This window comes from Acinetobacter sp. CY17 (assembly GCF_059515825.1).
On sequence record NZ_JCAKMX010000006.1, the window covers coordinates 17,609 to 33,807 of the forward strand.

At 42.8% G+C, this 16,199-nt stretch carries 18 protein-coding genes; 8 read left to right on the top strand and 10 right to left on the bottom strand.

Annotation, left to right across the window (positions count from 1 at the left end):
* Positions 1–240 precede the first annotated feature (240 nt).
* Together AC5YCI_RS05900 and AC5YCI_RS05905 are read left to right on the top strand one after the other, a co-directional pair.
* Entirely contained in the window at positions 241–1,554 is a 1,314-nt protein-coding gene (locus AC5YCI_RS05900) for an amidohydrolase (protein WP_496128776.1), read from the top strand.
* Positions 1,555–1,613: 59 nt separating this feature from the next.
* Positions 1,614–2,087 carry a hypothetical protein gene (locus AC5YCI_RS05905; RefSeq protein WP_496128620.1) on the top strand — a complete coding sequence of 158 codons (474 nt, stop codon included), beginning with the start codon at positions 1,614–1,616 and terminating at the stop codon, positions 2,085–2,087.
* 11 nt (positions 2,088–2,098) lie between these two features.
* On the opposite strand, the gene AC5YCI_RS05910 is transcribed toward AC5YCI_RS05905, so the two are convergent.
* The 4 genes from AC5YCI_RS05910 to AC5YCI_RS05925 form a co-directional block, all read right to left on the bottom strand.
* Positions 2,099–2,623, bottom strand: coding sequence for a tetratricopeptide repeat protein (locus tag AC5YCI_RS05910; RefSeq protein ID WP_122898280.1), 525 nt, complete (start codon positions 2,621–2,623; stop codon positions 2,099–2,101).
* A 148-nt stretch (positions 2,624–2,771) separates the two neighbouring features.
* Positions 2,772–3,113, bottom strand: coding sequence for a DUF3325 domain-containing protein (locus AC5YCI_RS05915; protein ID WP_496128619.1), 342 nt, complete (start codon positions 3,111–3,113; stop codon positions 2,772–2,774).
* A complete protein-coding gene (locus tag AC5YCI_RS05920) occupies positions 3,110–4,825 on the bottom strand; it encodes a PepSY-associated TM helix domain-containing protein (RefSeq protein WP_496128618.1) in 1,716 nt (571 codons plus the stop codon). Before AC5YCI_RS05920 ends, AC5YCI_RS05915 begins: the two co-directional genes overlap by 4 nt.
* Position 4,826: 1 nt before the next feature.
* Positions 4,827–5,180, bottom strand: a complete 354-nt coding sequence (locus AC5YCI_RS05925) for a hypothetical protein (protein ID WP_496128617.1) — start codon at positions 5,178–5,180, stop codon at positions 4,827–4,829.
* 184 nt (positions 5,181–5,364) lie between these two features.
* Between AC5YCI_RS05925 and rutD the strand changes: the two genes are divergently transcribed.
* From rutD to rutG, 6 genes are all read left to right on the top strand, one after another.
* The gene (gene rutD / locus AC5YCI_RS05930; protein WP_496128616.1) at positions 5,365–6,162 is read left to right on the top strand and encodes a pyrimidine utilization protein D; all 798 of its coding nucleotides are present in this window, start codon (positions 5,365–5,367) and stop codon (positions 6,160–6,162) included.
* 275 nt (positions 6,163–6,437) lie between these two features.
* Positions 6,438–7,538 (top strand): pyrimidine utilization protein A, encoded by a 1,101-nt coding sequence (rutA, locus tag AC5YCI_RS05935; RefSeq protein WP_496128615.1) that lies wholly within the window; start codon positions 6,438–6,440, stop codon positions 7,536–7,538.
* On the top strand, positions 7,535–8,260 hold the full coding sequence (gene rutB, locus AC5YCI_RS05940) for a pyrimidine utilization protein B (protein ID WP_496128614.1): 726 nt from the start codon (positions 7,535–7,537) through the stop codon (positions 8,258–8,260). Before rutA ends, rutB begins: the two co-directional genes overlap by 4 nt.
* A 19-nt stretch (positions 8,261–8,279) precedes the next feature.
* Positions 8,280–8,660 carry a pyrimidine utilization protein C gene (rutC, locus tag AC5YCI_RS05945; protein ID WP_496128613.1) on the top strand — a complete coding sequence of 127 codons (381 nt, stop codon included), beginning with the start codon at positions 8,280–8,282 and terminating at the stop codon, positions 8,658–8,660.
* A gap of 21 nt (positions 8,661–8,681) precedes the next feature.
* A complete protein-coding gene (locus AC5YCI_RS05950) occupies positions 8,682–9,197 on the top strand; it encodes a flavin reductase (RefSeq protein ID WP_496128612.1) in 516 nt (171 codons plus the stop codon).
* Positions 9,198–9,208: 11 nt separating this feature from the next.
* A complete protein-coding gene (rutG, locus tag AC5YCI_RS05955; RefSeq protein WP_496128611.1) occupies positions 9,209–10,540 on the top strand; it encodes a pyrimidine utilization transport protein G in 1,332 nt (443 codons plus the stop codon).
* A 35-nt stretch (positions 10,541–10,575) separates the two neighbouring features.
* Here the strand turns inward: rutG and AC5YCI_RS05960 are convergent, their stop codons facing one another.
* From AC5YCI_RS05960 to AC5YCI_RS05985, 6 genes are all read right to left on the bottom strand, one after another.
* On the bottom strand, positions 10,576–11,499 hold the full coding sequence (locus AC5YCI_RS05960; protein ID WP_496128610.1) for a CysB family HTH-type transcriptional regulator: 924 nt from the start codon (positions 11,497–11,499) through the stop codon (positions 10,576–10,578).
* Between the two features lie 53 nt (positions 11,500–11,552).
* On the bottom strand, positions 11,553–12,614 hold the full coding sequence (locus tag AC5YCI_RS05965; protein ID WP_496128609.1) for a sulfate/molybdate ABC transporter ATP-binding protein: 1,062 nt from the start codon (positions 12,612–12,614) through the stop codon (positions 11,553–11,555).
* 11 nt (positions 12,615–12,625) lie between these two features.
* On the bottom strand, positions 12,626–13,510 hold the full coding sequence (gene cysW, locus AC5YCI_RS05970; protein ID WP_496128608.1) for a sulfate ABC transporter permease subunit CysW: 885 nt from the start codon (positions 13,508–13,510) through the stop codon (positions 12,626–12,628).
* On the bottom strand, positions 13,507–14,340 hold the full coding sequence (cysT, locus tag AC5YCI_RS05975) for a sulfate ABC transporter permease subunit CysT (protein ID WP_496128607.1): 834 nt from the start codon (positions 14,338–14,340) through the stop codon (positions 13,507–13,509). Before cysT ends, cysW begins: the two co-directional genes overlap by 4 nt.
* Before the next feature lie 86 nt (positions 14,341–14,426).
* Entirely contained in the window at positions 14,427–15,032 is a 606-nt protein-coding gene (locus AC5YCI_RS05980) for an RBBP9/YdeN family alpha/beta hydrolase (RefSeq protein WP_496128606.1), read from the bottom strand.
* 28 nt (positions 15,033–15,060) lie between these two features.
* On the bottom strand, positions 15,061–16,068 hold the full coding sequence (locus AC5YCI_RS05985; RefSeq protein ID WP_496175287.1) for a sulfate ABC transporter substrate-binding protein: 1,008 nt from the start codon (positions 16,066–16,068) through the stop codon (positions 15,061–15,063).
* Between the last annotated feature and the right edge of the window lie 131 nt (positions 16,069–16,199).

Genomic DNA, 16,199 nt, shown 5'->3' on the forward strand with positions numbered 1-16,199 from the left:
AAATAAGTCGCAGCATCCCTCGACTAGCGAAGTATTGTACTTGGAAAACTGCCAAGGGGAAAGCTATGTGCCTCAGTTTTGGTTGAATATTTAAGCACTAAATGGGCTTTGTTTTATATCTTTAAGGTATTAAATCTATACTTAAATAGTGGCGCAGGCCGATCTTCACTTCGCTTATGCTAAGTGATCGAAAACAACAGGAACAAGATCATAATGCGAAAAATTGTCCAGTATGCTGTGATGGGACTTACATTTGCCAGTAGCCCATTGGCTTTGGCGGATTGGGTGAAAGATGCCGCACAATCGGTAGAAGGCAAAACTATTCAGCTACGTCAGCATATTCATCAACACCCTGAACTGGGCAATATGGAATTTGAAACCTCAAAATTAGTACAAAAAGAACTTAAATCTTATGGTATTGAGGTCAAGACTGGTTTTGCTAAAACAGGGGTGATTGGTATCTTAAAAGGCGCTAAACCCGGCCCTGTGATGGCATTGCGTGCCGATATGGACGCATTGCCTATGCAAGAAAAAACCAATTTAAGTTTTGCAAGTCAAGTTAAAGCGATATATCAAGGCAAAGAAAGCCATGTTATGCATGCCTGTGGGCATGATGCACATACTGCAATGTTGTTAGGTGCAGCCAAAGTATTGGCGGAAAATAAAGCCAATATCGCAGGCACAGTGGTGTTTGTGTTCCAACCTGCAGAAGAAGGCGGGGCTGATATTGATAACTTTAGTCAAGGTGATCAAATTGGTTCACGTAAAATGATTGCTGATGGTGCATTTAAGCAAGTGAAGCCAGAGGTGATTTTTGGCTTGCATGTGATTGCGGGTATTCCAAGCGGACATTTACATTATAAGTCGGGGGCGATTTTAAATAGTGCTGATAATTTAAGAATTAGCGTCAATGGACAACAAGTACATGGTTCGATGCCATGGGCAGGGCGTGACCCAATTGTTGCATCTGCGCAGATGATTAACAATTTGCAGAGTATTATTAGTCGTCGCACAGATTTAACCCAAGGCATGGGCGTGGTGAGTATTGGACAGATTCAAGCGGGTACCGCAGGCAATATTATTCCTGAGCAAGTGTCGATGCTGGGTACGATTCGCTCCAATAATGAAAGTATTCGCGAGAATATTTTAAAAACGATCCCACAAGTGGTGGAACATACTGCGGCTGCACATGAGGTAAAGGCTCAGGTTGAGATTGCCGCCTATGCACCTGTGACCATGAATGACGCAACTTTAACAGAAGCCATGACAGCCACTTTAAAACAAGCAGCCAATGGCAATGTGAAAATTTTAGCCAATAATGCCAGTGCCAGTGAGGACTTTGCTTATTATGGCAAGCTGATGCCATCTTTATTTGTGTTTTTAGGGGCAACGCCTGCCCATCAAGATATGAAAAAAGCCGCGCCAAACCATAGCCCTTACTTTTTGGTGGATGATGCGACTTTAAAAACGGGTGTAGAAAGCCATATACGTTTTGTTTTGGATTATCCAAAAGTGGCAAGCCAAGTACAAAATGCTTGGAGAAATAAGATCTAGTTTTTAATTACTTAGGTTTAAGTTATTCTATGCGTAGGGTAACTTAACTATTTTATATAATGAAAAAACTAATTATTAGCTTGGCTGGTGCTGAGAATACAGGAAAGACACAAACTTTAACTTTATTGATTGAGATGTTGGTCAAGGATGCTTTTGCACAGCCTGATACTTTGGTCAAATGTTTAAAGATGGAAAATGCAGATATGCGTTTGATTGTAGCAATAGGTGATATCAAAGTTGCTGTGGATACCAAGGGTGATCCCGATACCAAATTATTCGAGCGCATAAGTGAATTAGATAGCTGTGATTACATTATTTGTGCGTGTCGTACACGGGGTGAAACATATGATGCAATTCAAGACTTTGCTCAAAAAACAAAACGCAAGCGTATTAAGCTACATACTTATGAAGTTGAACCTTCATTGAATCGAACTAATACAGCTGCGAGTCAAATTTTGAATGAACTGAAAGCGCAACATATCTATCAATATTTGATGAGTAAAGTGCATGAGCAACAAAAAGCCCTCAATTGAGGGCTTTATTTTTATGCATCTTTGGCTTCTAAAGCATCGGCTTTTTGGGTCCAAAAGTCGGCTTTTTCTTCATCGGCATCTACACCTAAAGCATTGGCATAAATAAAGGCTAAATCACGCATCGCTTGTAATTCGCCTAAGTTTGCAGCTTGTTCAACCAATTCCACAGATTTAACTACATCTTTTTCAACCACATCGCCACGGCGGTAAAAACCTGCCAATTCTAAAATCGCAGCAGCGTGCTTGCGTTCTGCAGCTTGTTTGAGCCAATTATGGGCATGTTCAAAATAAGTTTTCGCTTCTTCAGGATCTTCTTCTGCGACTTCTTTGGCATACACGGTATAACCTTCGCCTAGCCAATACATCGATTCAACATGACCTAAAGAGGCAGCTTTTAGCGCCCATTCTTCAGCACGTTCAATATCTTCATCGTGTTCGCTGCTCATATATAGTTGAGCTAAATCAAATTGCGCTTCTAAGTTACCAGCAGTGGCACGGTTTAATAGCGCTTTAGGCACAGAAATTGGAGTAGTCATGGGAAGATCTCAATAGAAAACCTACTAAGCCTAAGCTGCTTTATAAAAAAAGCAATCATCGTGAGATAAATTTTTACCAATGCGCTGCAAATTAAAATCTAGACAACAAAAAAGCCCGCACTAGGCGAGCTTTGTTAGACTTAAGCAATTAAAGCAAATGGATGAGCAAGGCTAAGCCACTTAAGATAATCGAAACAATAGCCAGTAATTTTACTTTATTGGCAAAATAGCTCAGCGTTAGGCCGACCATCAGCGCAGAAAAACTCAGTACCCCAATCCAATAGCTGATCATATTACTGATACTATCGCCATGAATGATACAAGCCACTAAGCCCGCAATCAGTAATAACCAACCCATGATGGTCGCAAGTTTGGTTTGCTTGGCATTCAATTCTTTGCCAAAAATCTGTTTTTGATGCTTGGACATCGAAGTGGCTAAGCCAATAAAACCTAAGTTACATAGCGCCCAAATGAAAATAAACCAACTCATTCGTTATTCTCCTGTGGTGCTTTGCCCGCTTTGGCTTTTTTTGCCGCTAGACTTTGGTGATTTTTAACTTTGATGAAGCTAAATCCAAATACGACTGCCAACACCCACATGGCTAAATCAAACGATGCAATCACCCATTGACCATTGGCAATACTGCTCCAGAGTGGCGCACCACCAGTGATAACGTTGAGTACGGGTAATAATGCAAATAGAGCAGTGGCAAGGGTCAGCATTTCTAGCCATGCTTGACGATGCTGACGCACTAAGGCATAGACAAACACCAAGCCCCAAGCGATAAAGAAAGCTCGAATCTCTAAGGCACTGCGTTTTTCAAGTTCAGCATCAATGAAACGGTTGGCATAAAAATACACTGCACAGGCAATCGGTAAACCAATAATCGCAGTGACGTTTAATACTTCTACTGTACGGTAGCCAAAAGATTTATAACCTTGTTTTTCTTGTTGCGGGGCACGTTTTACACACCACAATAACAAGCCAGTAGCGACCATCATAGTGCCTAAAATACCGGATAAGAACAGAATCCAACGTAACGATAAATCTACACCGCGTGCTTCATGCAAAGTGGTGGTGACGTTATAAATTGCTGCAGGAATGGTTGGATTTTTTAGCTTAGAACCATCATCTGGATTTTCAAGGCCAGTAACCCCGTTATAGCTTAAAGTTTGGTAAATATTACGATGGGCAACACTTTCACCATGTAAAGCACGTAGTTCAATTTCGGCTTTCGTGGTATTAGGTGCCACGATGGTAATTGTGCCGACACGATTGTTTGGCCATTGTTGCTGTGCATCAGCAATGATTGGGGCAAGATCAGTAAGTGGTGCAGGTTTGGGTTCGGCCTTAGGACGACGTTCACCGCGACCTTCGCCACGCGCTTGTTGACCTTCAGCACGTTCACCGCGATTTTCACCGCGTGCTTGTTGACCTTCAGGACGCGCTTGTTCAGGTGTTTCAATTAATGCTTTACGTTGTTCTTGTAAAAATGCGCCGCGGTTTTCATAAATTCGTTCTACACCCCATGGCATGAGGGTAAATAACAGCAGTAACAAACCACTAAAGGTAATCATTAAATGAAACGGTAGGGCAAATACCGCAGTGGCATTATGCGCATCTAACCAAGAGCGTTGACCTTTACCTGGGCGGAAGGTAAAGAAATCTGTAAAGATTTTTTTATGGGTAATAATACCACTAATGATGGCCACAAACATCAGCATGGTGGCGATGCCGACAATCCAACGTGCCCAAATTCGATCTAAACCGTACAGCTCAAAATGGAAACGATATAAGAAGCCACCACCACGGGTTTCGCGTGCTTCTAAAACTTCACCCGTTGCACTATCTAAAGTAATGCGTTGACCACCACGACGCGCGCGCGGGTCTTCATTCGCACCACGAATACTTAAAACCGTAGTATTTTGCCGTGATGTCGGCAATTGAATCGACCAACTGCCTGCCTGAGGATGGTTTTTTTGTAAATAATTTAAGGCAACTTGAGTTTGCTGAATTTGCGATTGACTTGGTACTGACTGATGCAGCTCAGGCTTCATCCACACACTAATTTCATTTTGGAAGAAACTGAGTGTGCCGGTCACAAAAATCGCATACAGCAGCCAACCTAAAATAAGGCTGGCCCATGTATGCAACCAAGACATTGACTGGCGTGGGCCTTCTGCTTTTCCATCTACACGCATTTTAGTTCCCTAAAAACTGAATTAAAATCCACAGCAACATGCTGGGTACAATAATGCCAAGACTGGCTTTTACGGTTTTTTGCACCATAAACACCCAAATAAATGCACCGCAATACACACAAAATGCAATTAAGGTGGCACTCATGGCAGCGTTGGCAGGCGTAGCAGAAAATAAATCGGCAATGCACATTGCACTTAAGGCAGCCAGAATATATCCCCCCACTAAAGCTAAAACAAAGCGATAGAGGATCATGAGGCGATAACTTAAAGGAGTTGCGGGCTTGGTTTTCTTTTTGACATTCACGCGTGGACTACTCATTGGGTCAAATGAATCCAATTGGGCTGGATTGTTCATGGGGCTTTAATCTGACACTGAATAAAATTTGCGAAATGATAACAATTATTATTTATGTTTCCTATCTGTTTTTACCAATAAAACTTAAAAAATTCATACTCTTTTATCTTGAAAGCCTAAGCAGATGCGATTCTGCGGCATATATCTTGCAAATAGCTTGCTTAGCATCACAATCAGGACAGATATGAACACACGACTTTATCCTTGCCACCGCACACAGGCAGAATATATTTTATTGTCCGCAGGGCTAGGCGGGCATGGCACATTTTGGCAGCCGCAAATTGCTGCGCTACAGCAATATTTTCATGTGTTGGTCTATGACCAAGCCGGCTGTCATGCAAATAGCGCTGTGTTAAAAGATGGCTATAGCATGACTGATATGGCACAAGAGTTATTGGATTTAATCCAACAAGAAAAAATTCAGCGTTTGCATTTTATTGGACATGCTTTGGGCGCTTTAATAGGCATTGAACTAGCACGCTTAGCACAAAGTTTAAATATTGATGTTTTAAGCTTAACGGCAATTAATGCATGGGATCGCCCTGATCCACATACGCTCAAGTGTTTTCAAGCCAGAACCCGACTCTTACAATATGCAGGGACTACAGCTTATGTCGAAGCACAAGCTTTGTTTTTATATCCACCGGCATGGATTTCTGCGCATCATCAAACGATTGCCAAACAAGAACAAAAGCAGTTACAAGATTTTCCACCGCCTGCCAATGTTTTGGCACGAATTCGGGCTTTAAGTGCTTTTCAAGTCAATGCCGAGCATCGTGCTGCATTGGCTAAAACTCGCCTGCATTTTATTGCCAATCGCGATGATTTTTTAGTGCCATATCAAAAAAGTGAGGATTTAAAACAAATTTTAGCGCATGGTAAGCTCAGTATTTTTAATCATGGCGGACATGCCTGCACCGTGACAGAAACAGAGCAGATCAATCAAGCGATTTTAAACTTTTTACAACCCAGTTTTGCTTGATGGTCTTTTTGATTAATACCGTCCTCAATGGGCGGTTTTTTTATGGCGCATTTTTTACCAAAAGTTCAAAAAACGCACCACTTTAAATCTGTGCTTCATAAAGCACCTTGCGATGAAAATCGTATATTTTACTTAATAGTCAAAAAAATATCTTCTAATTGATTGATTTAAATATACTAAATATATGTTGGCACAGCCTTTGCTAAATCTACTATGAAAAATAAAACTGCAATTGCAGTCAAAAATTAAAAGCAGAATAAACAGTGAGGTGTGTGATGAAAGTTGGCGTTTTTTGTCCTATTGGAAATAATGGTTGGTTACTCTCGGAAAATGCACCGCAATATCAGCCGAGTTTTGAACTCAATAAACAGATTGTGCAACGTGCAGAACATTACGGTTTTGACTTTGCTTTATCCATGATTAAGCTGCGCGGCTTTGGTGGTAAAACAGAATTTTGGGATCATAATTTAGAAAGTTTTACTTTAATGGCGGGCCTTGCCGCTGTGACCTCAAAAATTCAAATTTATGCCACTGCAGCAACCTTAGTCATGCCACCTGCGATTGTAGCGCGTATGGCATCCACCATTGATTCAATTTCCAATGGTCGTTTTGGTTTAAATGTGGTGACTGGTTGGCAAGCACCAGAATATAGCCAAATGGGCATGTGGCCGGGCGATGAGTATTTTGGCAAACGCTATGAATATTTGTCTGAATACGTGCAAATTTTACGTGAACTGTGGGCCGATGGACGTTCAGATTTTAAAGGTGAACATTTCACGATGAACGATTGCCGCGTCAGTCCCAAACCACAAGCCGATATGAAAATTATTTGCGCAGGACAATCGGATGCAGGTTTGGCGTTTTCCGCGCAATATGCCGACTATAACTTTGTATTTGGCAAAGGTTTAAATACCCCAACGGCTTATGCCGAAATTAACGAGCGTTTAAAAACCCATACCGATCAAACCGGTCGTGATGTACAAACTTATGTGTTGTTTATGGTGATTGCAGCCGAAACCGATGCTGAAGCCTTTGCGAAATGGCAGCACTATAACGAGGGTGCCGATGTAGAAGCGATTAATTGGCTGATGAACCAAGGTGGTAAAGACACTAAATCTGGCAGTGACACCAATATTCGCCAAATGGCATCGAGTGTCTCGCCGGTGAATATCAATATGGGCACCTTAGTCGGCTCTTATGCCAATGTCGCAAAAATGTTGGATGAAATTGGGGAGATTCAGGGCACAGAAGGCATCCTACTCACCTTTGATGACTTTATTCAGGGGGTGGAAGATTTTGGACAACGCATCCAGCCCTTAATGCAATGCCGTCAGCATGTTGTAGTGGAAGGTCAAACTTTGGAGAAAACCGCATGAGTATTATTTGTAGTGAATTTACCCAAGCCATTGGCACAGGCAAAGTGTTAAGTGCACGTCCTGAAGCGATTCAACTCGCGCCTGAGCAAACCGCATTGATTGTGGTTGATATGCAAAATGCCTATACCTCGCGAGGCGGCTATTTAGATTTGGCGGGTTTTGATGTATCACAAACGGCACCCGTAGTGGCCAATATTCAAAAAGCGGTGGATGCAGCACACAGTGCAGGCATGCAAGTGATTTATTTTAAAAATGGTTGGGACAAAGACTACCGTGAAGCAGGCGGAATCAATTCGCCTAACTTTCATAAATCCAATGCCCTCAAAACCATGCGCCAAAATCCAAAGCTGTATGGCAAGTTATTGGCCAAAGGGGAGTGGGATTTTGAACTGATTGATCAACTTAAGCCACAGCCACAGGATTTAGTTATTGAAAAACCGCGTTACAGTGGCTTCTTTAATACGGCTCTAGACAGCATGTTACGTTGCCGTGGTATTCGTAATCTGGTCTTTGTGGGTATTGCCACCAATGTTTGTGTGGAATCGACCTTACGTGATGGTTTCTTTTTAGAATATTTTGGTGTGGTGTTAGACGACGCCTGCCATCAAGCAGGGCCAAGCGAAGCACATGCTGCCAGTATTTATAATATTGAAACCTTTTTTGGGTGGGTTAGTACTACCGAAAAATTCTGCAACACCTTTCAAAACAATAACTTAAAATAATCTGCATAACGAGGACAACATGCCAAAACAAGTGATTATTCCCGCAGGAACTGCCAAGCCGCTAGCGCCTTATGTGCCTGCCACCCAAGCCGACAATATTGTGTATGTGTCAGGAACCTTGGCTTTTGATGAAAATAACAACGTACTGCATGTCGGCGATGCCGCAGCACAAACGCGCCATATTTTAGACACCATTAAAGGTGTGCTTGCGGCGGCGGGCGGCAGCATGGAGGACATCACCTTTAATCATATTTTTGTCAAAGATTGGGCCGATTATGCTGCGATAAATGCAGTTTATGCCGAATATTTCCCCGAAGATAAGCCAGCACGTTATTGCATTCAAGTGGGTTTAGTCAAACCTGAAGCTTTGGTTGAAATTGCCTCAACTGCACATTTATAAAATAAAAAACAGAGGTCAGTCATGAACAGTAAACTGCAATTCAAGAACAGCCTAGATGCTTTAAGTTTTCGACAGGGTATGGCACATTTAGCTGCGGCTGTGAATATTATTAGCACACGTACAGCACACGGTCAGGCAGGCTTTACCGCATCGGCAGTCTGTAGTGTGACTGACCAACCTGCCACCTTATTGGTCTGTATAAATCAGAATTCTTCGGTGTTTGAATATTTTCAAAATAGCGACGTGTTATGTGTCAATACCTTAAGCCATGAGCAGCAAGCACTGGCCAATTTATTTGCCAGCAAGACCGCACAAGCCCAACGTTTTAACTCACATGTATGGGGCACACTGCAAACAGGTGCACCCGTACTGCAAGAGGCTTTAGTGGCCTTTGATTGTCTCATTCGAGAGCGACATGCAGTAGGCAGTCATCTGCTTCTCATCTGTGAAGTACAGGCCATGCAAAGCCCCAAAGACACGAATGCTTTAGTGTATTTTAATCGTCAATATTGTGCGCCCATTGCAATGCCACATTAGGAGGGCAGCCGATGTCAAAAGAAGCTTGGTTTGCAAAATTTAAACCCTATCAAGGCAATTTAGATACTACGCCTGTGCAAATGGATGAATATTTACCCGCAGGCAAAAGCATCGTGCTTGGCTTGCAGCATGCCTTTGCTATGTTTGGTGCCACAGTGCTGGCACCATTACTGATGGGTTTTGACCCGAATCTGACGATCTTAATTACTGGGATCGGCACCATCTTATTTTTCCTCATGACGGGTGGGCGTATGCCAAGTTATCTTGGCTCAAGCTTTGCCTTTATTGGCGCAGTGGCTGCGGCAACAGGTTATGCTGGCGCAGGTTCTAACCCCAATATTGCCTTAGCCTTAGGCGGTACCATTGTCTGTGGCTTAATTTATGCGGCAATAGGTTTAGTGGTGATGAAAATAGGCACGGCATGGATTGAAAAACTGATGCCACCTTTAGTCACTGGCGCCATTGTGATGATTATTGGCTTAAATCTAGCGCCTGTGACCATTCAAAGTGTATCGAGTAATAGCTTTGATAGTTGGATGGCTGTCGTGACCATCTTATGTATTAGCCTTGTTGCAGTGTTTACCCGTGGCATGTTACGACGTTTACTGCTTTTGGTCGGTTTAGTGACGGCTTATGTGCTGTACTTTGTGTTAACTAATCTTCTAGGGCTAGGTAAGCCTATTGATTTTGCACCAATTGCCAATGCTGCGTGGTTTGGTTTGCCTAACTTTTACAGTCCTGTGTTTGAAGCCAATGCTATTTTACTGATTGCACCTGTGGCTCTCATTTTAGTGGCAGAAAATTTAGGTCACTTTAAAGCGGTGTCTGCCATGACGGGTAAAAACTTGGATCCTTATATGGGACGGGCTTTTTTTGCCGATGGCGTATGTACCTCATTGTCAGGTTCGGTGGGGGGTACAGGTATGACCACCTATGCGGAAAACATCGGGGTGATGGCTGTCACCAAAGTGTATGGCACCACCATTTTCGTGATTGCAGGTTGTTTTGCCATATTACTCGGTTTATCGCCTAAATTTGGCGCCGTGATTAGCACCATTCCTGTGGCATTATTAGGCGGTGCTTCAATTGTGGTGTTTGGGTTGATTACCATTGCTGGGGCGAAAATTTGGATTGATCATAAAGTTGATTTTACGCAAAACAGCACGTTAATTATTGCAGCGGTGAGTTTAATTATGGGTGCAGGTAATTTAAGTCTTAAAATTGGCAGTTTTGATTTGGGTGGGATTGGAACCGCAACTTTGGCGGCAATTTTACTGAATTTATTATTAAATCGTGGGGCAAAAAATAGCGTGTTGGATGCTAAACAAGCCGTATCACATTAAAAAAAAGAGCAGCTGAACGCTGCTCTTTTTAAGATTTAATCTTCAGGGTAAGCGACACGTTTTAAGGCGCGAATATCAGCTTCTGGTGAACACAGTGAAATAAACTCATAACCATAGCCACGCAGCAAGTGACCTTTACGTACTGCAAGCCAAGTGGTATTCACCCCAAAAATGTCGGTTGGGATTTGTTTTAAACGATAGTCACGTTCTTGGTCGTAAGCCACGTCGTTCACAATCCCAATCCCCATACCGAGTTCCACATAAGTTTTAATCACGTCGGCATCCAGGGCTGACATCACAATATCAAAATCTAAACCTGATTCTTCAAACGCTTTGTCAATTTTAGAACGCCCGGTAAAGCCCCCATGGTAAGTAATAATTGGATATTGCGCTAGTTCGCGAATGCCAATATTGCTTTTTTGCGCCAGTGGGTGATTTTGTGGGGTGATGATGCTGTGCTGCCAATTATAAAACGGCACACTGGCTAAGTTATCTTCTGTGGTTAAAGACTCGGTGGCAATACCAATATCCGCCTCACCTTGTAACAACATATCGGTAATTTCCACTGGACTCGCTTGTTGCAAAATCAAGTGAACCTTTGGAAATTCCTTTTTAAACTTATTCACAATTGGGGGTAACACATAACGCGCTTGGGTATGTGTGGTGGCAATGGTTAAGGTGCCTTCATCGACCTTGTTAAAATCGTCGGCTAAGCGTTTGATGTTATCTGCATCCACCAACATTCGTTCTACGATTCCCAGCAGCGCCTGACCGGGTTCAGTTAAACCCAGTAAGCGTTTACCTTTACGAATAAAAAGTTGTACGCCAAGTTCATCTTCTAAATCTTTAATATGCTTACTAACGCCTGATTGCGAGGTATACAACGCAGCCGAAGCTTCAGTCAGATTAAAGTTTTGTCTGACGGTTTCGCGAATAATCCGTAATTGCTGGAAATTCATATGTTGTTTACCCTTTGATACATGGGGCTAAAATTGCCCCATCTTTTTTGGTTTTATGCGACTTGATTTGCAAATAAGTGTAAGGCCGATGCAGTGAGCCATACAGTTTGATTTGGGCGGAACTGATGCAGTCTAGCTTCATCAGGGGTCAAAGAAATCTCAATCAGATTACCTTCACGACCTTCAAGTTCTGCCACAACTTTGCCTGCAATCCACAATTCACGAATAAATGTGGCTTGAATGGCATTGTCTTGAGGTTGAGCATGGATTTTTAGCTCATCTGGACGCGCAAAGGCAATCACATCGCCTTGTGGTCCATTTTTAGCGCTCGCCAATTGAATACGGTCTGCGCCAAATTGAATACTGCCGCCTTGATTCGTGCCTTCAAAACGGTTGGCTTGACCTAAGAAGTCAAATACAAACGGTGTTGCAGGGCGCTCATAGACCTCACGCGGCGAACCAATTTGTTCGACATTTCCTTTGTTCATGACCACAATTTGATCAGCTACTTCTAAAGCTTCTTCTTGGTCATGAGTCACAAAGATAGACGTAATATGTAATTCATCATGTAGTGTGCGTAACCAACGACGTAATTCTTTACGTACTTTGGCGTCTAAGGCACCAAACGGTTCATCAAGTAACAAGACACGTGGTTCAACCGCTAAGGCACGTGCGAGTGCAATACGTTGACGCTGACCACCCGAGAGCTGCGCTGGATAACGATCTGCGAGAAAGCCGAGTTGGACTAAATCAAGCAAACGCGTTACGCGTTTTTTAATTTCAGCTTCATTTGGACGTGTTGCACGCGGACGTACCCGTAAACCAAAAGCAATGTTGTCAAAGACCGTCATATGGCGGAACAATGCATAATGTTGAAACACAAAGCCGACTTCACGTTCACGTACATGTACGTTGGTGGCGTCTTCGCCCTCCAAAATCACTTGACCAGAATCCGCAGATTCAAGACCGGCAATAATACGCAGCAATGTTGTTTTACCACAGCCCGATGGGCCAAGTAGCGCCACCAATTGACCGTCTGGAAAATCTAAAGAGATGTTGTTGAGTGCATGGAATGCACCAAAGTGTTTTTCAATATTTTTAACTTGAATACTCATGAGGTCATTCCTTAAGAAGCTGAATCGTCATTTTTTTGGCTTTGTTTTTCTTGGCGAATTTCAACCCAACTTTTTAAAATTAAGGTCACAATCGCCAATAAAGCCAACAGCGAAGATACGGCAAATGCGGCACTAAAGGTATATTCGTTGTAGAGAATCTCTACATGTAAAGGCAAAGTATTGGTTTCACCGCGGATGTGTCCTGACACCACCGATACTGCACCAAATTCACCCATGGCACGCGCATTACACAAAATCACGCCATAGATCAAACCCCATTTAATATTGGGTAAGGTGACTTTCCAAAAAGTTTGCCAACCTGAAGCACCTAAAACAATCGCTGCTTCTTCTTCTTCAGTGCCTTGTGCTTCCATTAAAGGAATCAATTCACGCGCTACAAAAGGTACAGTAATAAAAATAGTGGCTAAGACAATGGCAGGTACGGCATATAAAATTTTAATGTCGTTGTCCATCAGCCAACCGCCAAACCAACCTTGAGTACCAAACATGAGCACCAGCATTAAACCTGCAATCACAGGTGATACCGAAAACGGCATATCAATAATGGTGGTTAAGATCGATTTACCACGGAAGTTAAATTTGGCTACAGACCATGCTGCGGCCACACCAAACACCACGTTGAGTGGTACCGCAATTGCTGCAGTGAGTAAAGTCAGTTTCACTGCCGATAAGGTATCCGGATGCACCAAGGCTTGAGTATATACACCAAGACCTTGTTTAAATGCTTCTACAAATACCAAAACCAGTGGCAATAATAAGCAGCTGACAAAGAAAATTAAGGCAATGCTAATTAAGGTATAACGTACCCAAAGCGGTTCTCGGGTCGCATCACGCGATTGCAACTTGTCGGCCAAAGCATTGGCATTGATATTCATCGTGCAGTTCTCCCAGTACGACGGCTGGCCCATGCTTGTACTAAGTTAATCAAGAACAAAATCGCAAAAGAAATCACAAGCATGACCACTGCAATGGTGGTGGCACCGGCATAGTCATATTCTTCTAAACGCGAAATAATCATTAACGGCGCAATTTCAGTTTCAAACGGTTGGTTACCGGCAATAAAGATCACCGAACCGTATTCACCCACACCACGTGCAAAGGCCAAAGCAAAGCCGGTTAACAGCGCTGGGAATAAAATGGGTAAAATCACTTTAGTGATGGTTTGAAAACGCGTGGCACCGAGTGCTGAAGCTGCTTCTTCAAGCTCGGTTTCTAAATCTGCCAGTACCGGTTGGACGGTACGCACCACAAATGGAATACCAATAAAAATTAAGGCTAACGTAATACCAATTGGGGTATACGCCACTTGAATACCAATCGGTTCTAAATATTGACCAATCCAGCCGGTTGGCGCATATAAAGAAGTTAGGGCAATACCTGCAACCGCAGTAGGGAGTGCAAAGGGTAAATCGACTAAAGCATCGACAATACGTTTGCCTGGAAAACGGTAACGTACTAAACACCACGCCAGTAATAAACCAAACACCACGTTAATAAACGCGGCCAATAGCGCAGTGGTAAAGCTGAGTTGCAGCGACTTTAAAATTCGCTCTGAACTAATAATTTCAATAAAACCGTCCCAACCAATGCCCAGTGATTTAATAAACACTGCAGACAAAGGAATCAAAACGATTAAGGATAGATACGCTAGGGTAAAGCCTAGGGAAAGACCAAATCCTGGCAGCACTCGGGATCGCTGCGACATGATTACTCCTCAAAGAGAGAATGTTGACCCAAATCAATCAACGCAAAATAAAAATCGAACTTTGTCATAAGCATAGAGAGCCATGCTTAAATTGCAAATTTAAAAAAATACTTGCCATCATCAGTAATGCTGATATGAGACATCTCGTTTTCTGAGATCAGATAATCAAAAATCTGCGGAAAAGGTCCAAAGCCTGAAGCAACATTAATATGACCGACTTGACCGAGATTCACAGGCTTGATTTGCCATGATTTGGCCAACTGTTTGGCATCATCAAATTGTAACCATGGATCATTTTCACTGATCAGCATGCTGGTCGGCGCTTGTGGCGAAATATTATGGAAAAAATCCGCATAATGATTAAGGCTATCGCGAGCAAAACCATTGTCACCAAAACGGGTAGGATTGGCAGGCGCCACCAACACGACATGTTGAATCTTGGCATTCAGCTCAGGAAACATATGCAGCGCGGCCATAGTGGTTAAACAGCCGAAGCTATGCGCCACAATTTGAAGCGGTGCTTGAAGCGGTACCACTGTGTTGACAAACTGTTGAACCCATTCATGTAACACAGGATGATTCCAGTCATTTTGTTGAACGCGGGAGCATCTTGGCAATTGATTTTCTAACCATGTTTGCCAATGCTGGGCTTCGCTACCTGCAACGCCAGGGACGATCACGGTATGAATCATGCGGATGCTCCTTATTCAATCTCAGCGTTTATTTAGCGCTGTTGGCTTTCACGATTTGGTCGAAGATGCCGCCATTTTCAAAATGAGCTTGTTGTACTTTATTCCATCCGCCAAATTCTTGGTCAATGGTGACCAGCTTTAATGGCTTAAAGATATGCTTATTTTTTTCTAAGGTGGCGACATCACGCGGACGGTAATAATGTTTGGCTGCTAAATATTGACCATAAGGTGAATACAAGAAGTTTAAATAACCTTTGGCTAAATGCTGGGTGCCGTGTTTAACCACGTTTTTCTCAACAATGGCCACTGGCGGCTCTGCCAAGATCGATAAACTTGGAGTAATAATTTCAAATTTACCCGGTTGCTCACGTACCGCTAAATATGCTTCGTTTTCCCAAGCCAATAAAACATCCCCAATGCCACGTTCAGCAAAGGTCGTGGTGGCACCACGCGCGCCAGAATCCAATACTTTGGTATTTTTATAAATTTTACGTACAAATTCTTGTGCAGTTTGCTCATTGCCACCCGCTTGGTGTTTAGCCCAAGCCCATGCCGCTAAATAGTTCCAGCGTGCGCCCCCTGAAGTTTTTGGGTTAGGCGTGATAATCCCCACATTATTTTTAACTAAATCGCCCCAATCCTGAATATTTTTCGGGTTGCCTTTACGTACTAAAAACACGATAGTTGAGGTATAAGGCGTCGAGTTATGCGGTAATTTTTTTTGCCAATCTTGCGGTAATAGCTGGGCTTTTTGTGCTAAGACATCAATATCAGCAGCCAAAGCCAAAGTCACCACATCGGCAGATAAACCGTCAATCACAGAACGGGCTTGTTTACCTGAGCCACCATGTGATTGCTTAAAGTTAATTTTTTGACCGGTACGCTGTTGCCAGTATTGACCAAATTGTTTATTGACGTCTTCATATAACTCACGTGTGGGGTCATATGACACATTGAGGAAGTCTTTGGCTGCAGCAAGGCTAGAAACAGATACAAGCGCGGCGATAATTCCTAATTTTAATGTAGCTAAGCGCATAGTCTTCCTCAAAAAAAGTTGGTGCTGTTGAAGTGGATGCAGCATAGCGCGAGTGTTTTTGCATAAAAAATAATAAAAAATGAATTTTATATAAGTAAAAAAGAAATAGAATCTGCACTCGATTAAATCCA

Excerpts from the sequence above, each read along its gene's own strand:
- AC5YCI_RS05900 (WP_496128776.1), top strand. The coding sequence starts at position 241 with ATGGGACTTACATTTGCCAGTAGCCCATTGGCTTTGGCGGATTGGGTG.
- AC5YCI_RS05905 (WP_496128620.1), top strand. The coding sequence starts at position 1,614 with ATGAAAAAACTAATTATTAGCTTGGCTGGTGCTGAGAATACAGGAAAG.
- AC5YCI_RS05910 (WP_122898280.1), bottom strand. The coding sequence starts at position 2,623 with ATGACTACTCCAATTTCTGTGCCTAAAGCGCTATTAAACCGTGCCACT.
- AC5YCI_RS05915 (WP_496128619.1), bottom strand. The coding sequence starts at position 3,113 with ATGAGTTGGTTTATTTTCATTTGGGCGCTATGTAACTTAGGTTTTATT.
- AC5YCI_RS05920 (WP_496128618.1), bottom strand. The coding sequence starts at position 4,825 with ATGCGTGTAGATGGAAAAGCAGAAGGCCCACGCCAGTCAATGTCTTGG.
- AC5YCI_RS05925 (WP_496128617.1), bottom strand. The coding sequence starts at position 5,180 with ATGAACAATCCAGCCCAATTGGATTCATTTGACCCAATGAGTAGTCCA.
- rutD (WP_496128616.1), top strand. The coding sequence starts at position 5,365 with ATGAACACACGACTTTATCCTTGCCACCGCACACAGGCAGAATATATT.
- rutA (WP_496128615.1), top strand. The coding sequence starts at position 6,438 with ATGAAAGTTGGCGTTTTTTGTCCTATTGGAAATAATGGTTGGTTACTC.
- rutB (WP_496128614.1), top strand. The coding sequence starts at position 7,535 with ATGAGTATTATTTGTAGTGAATTTACCCAAGCCATTGGCACAGGCAAA.
- rutC (WP_496128613.1), top strand. The coding sequence starts at position 8,280 with ATGCCAAAACAAGTGATTATTCCCGCAGGAACTGCCAAGCCGCTAGCG.
- AC5YCI_RS05950 (WP_496128612.1), top strand. The coding sequence starts at position 8,682 with ATGAACAGTAAACTGCAATTCAAGAACAGCCTAGATGCTTTAAGTTTT.
- rutG (WP_496128611.1), top strand. The coding sequence starts at position 9,209 with ATGTCAAAAGAAGCTTGGTTTGCAAAATTTAAACCCTATCAAGGCAAT.
- AC5YCI_RS05960 (WP_496128610.1), bottom strand. The coding sequence starts at position 11,499 with ATGAATTTCCAGCAATTACGGATTATTCGCGAAACCGTCAGACAAAAC.
- AC5YCI_RS05965 (WP_496128609.1), bottom strand. The coding sequence starts at position 12,614 with ATGAGTATTCAAGTTAAAAATATTGAAAAACACTTTGGTGCATTCCAT.
- cysW (WP_496128608.1), bottom strand. The coding sequence starts at position 13,510 with ATGAATATCAATGCCAATGCTTTGGCCGACAAGTTGCAATCGCGTGAT.
- cysT (WP_496128607.1), bottom strand. The coding sequence starts at position 14,340 with ATGTCGCAGCGATCCCGAGTGCTGCCAGGATTTGGTCTTTCCCTAGGC.
- AC5YCI_RS05980 (WP_496128606.1), bottom strand. The coding sequence starts at position 15,032 with ATGATTCATACCGTGATCGTCCCTGGCGTTGCAGGTAGCGAAGCCCAG.
- AC5YCI_RS05985 (WP_496175287.1), bottom strand. The coding sequence starts at position 16,068 with ATGCGCTTAGCTACATTAAAATTAGGAATTATCGCCGCGCTTGTATCT.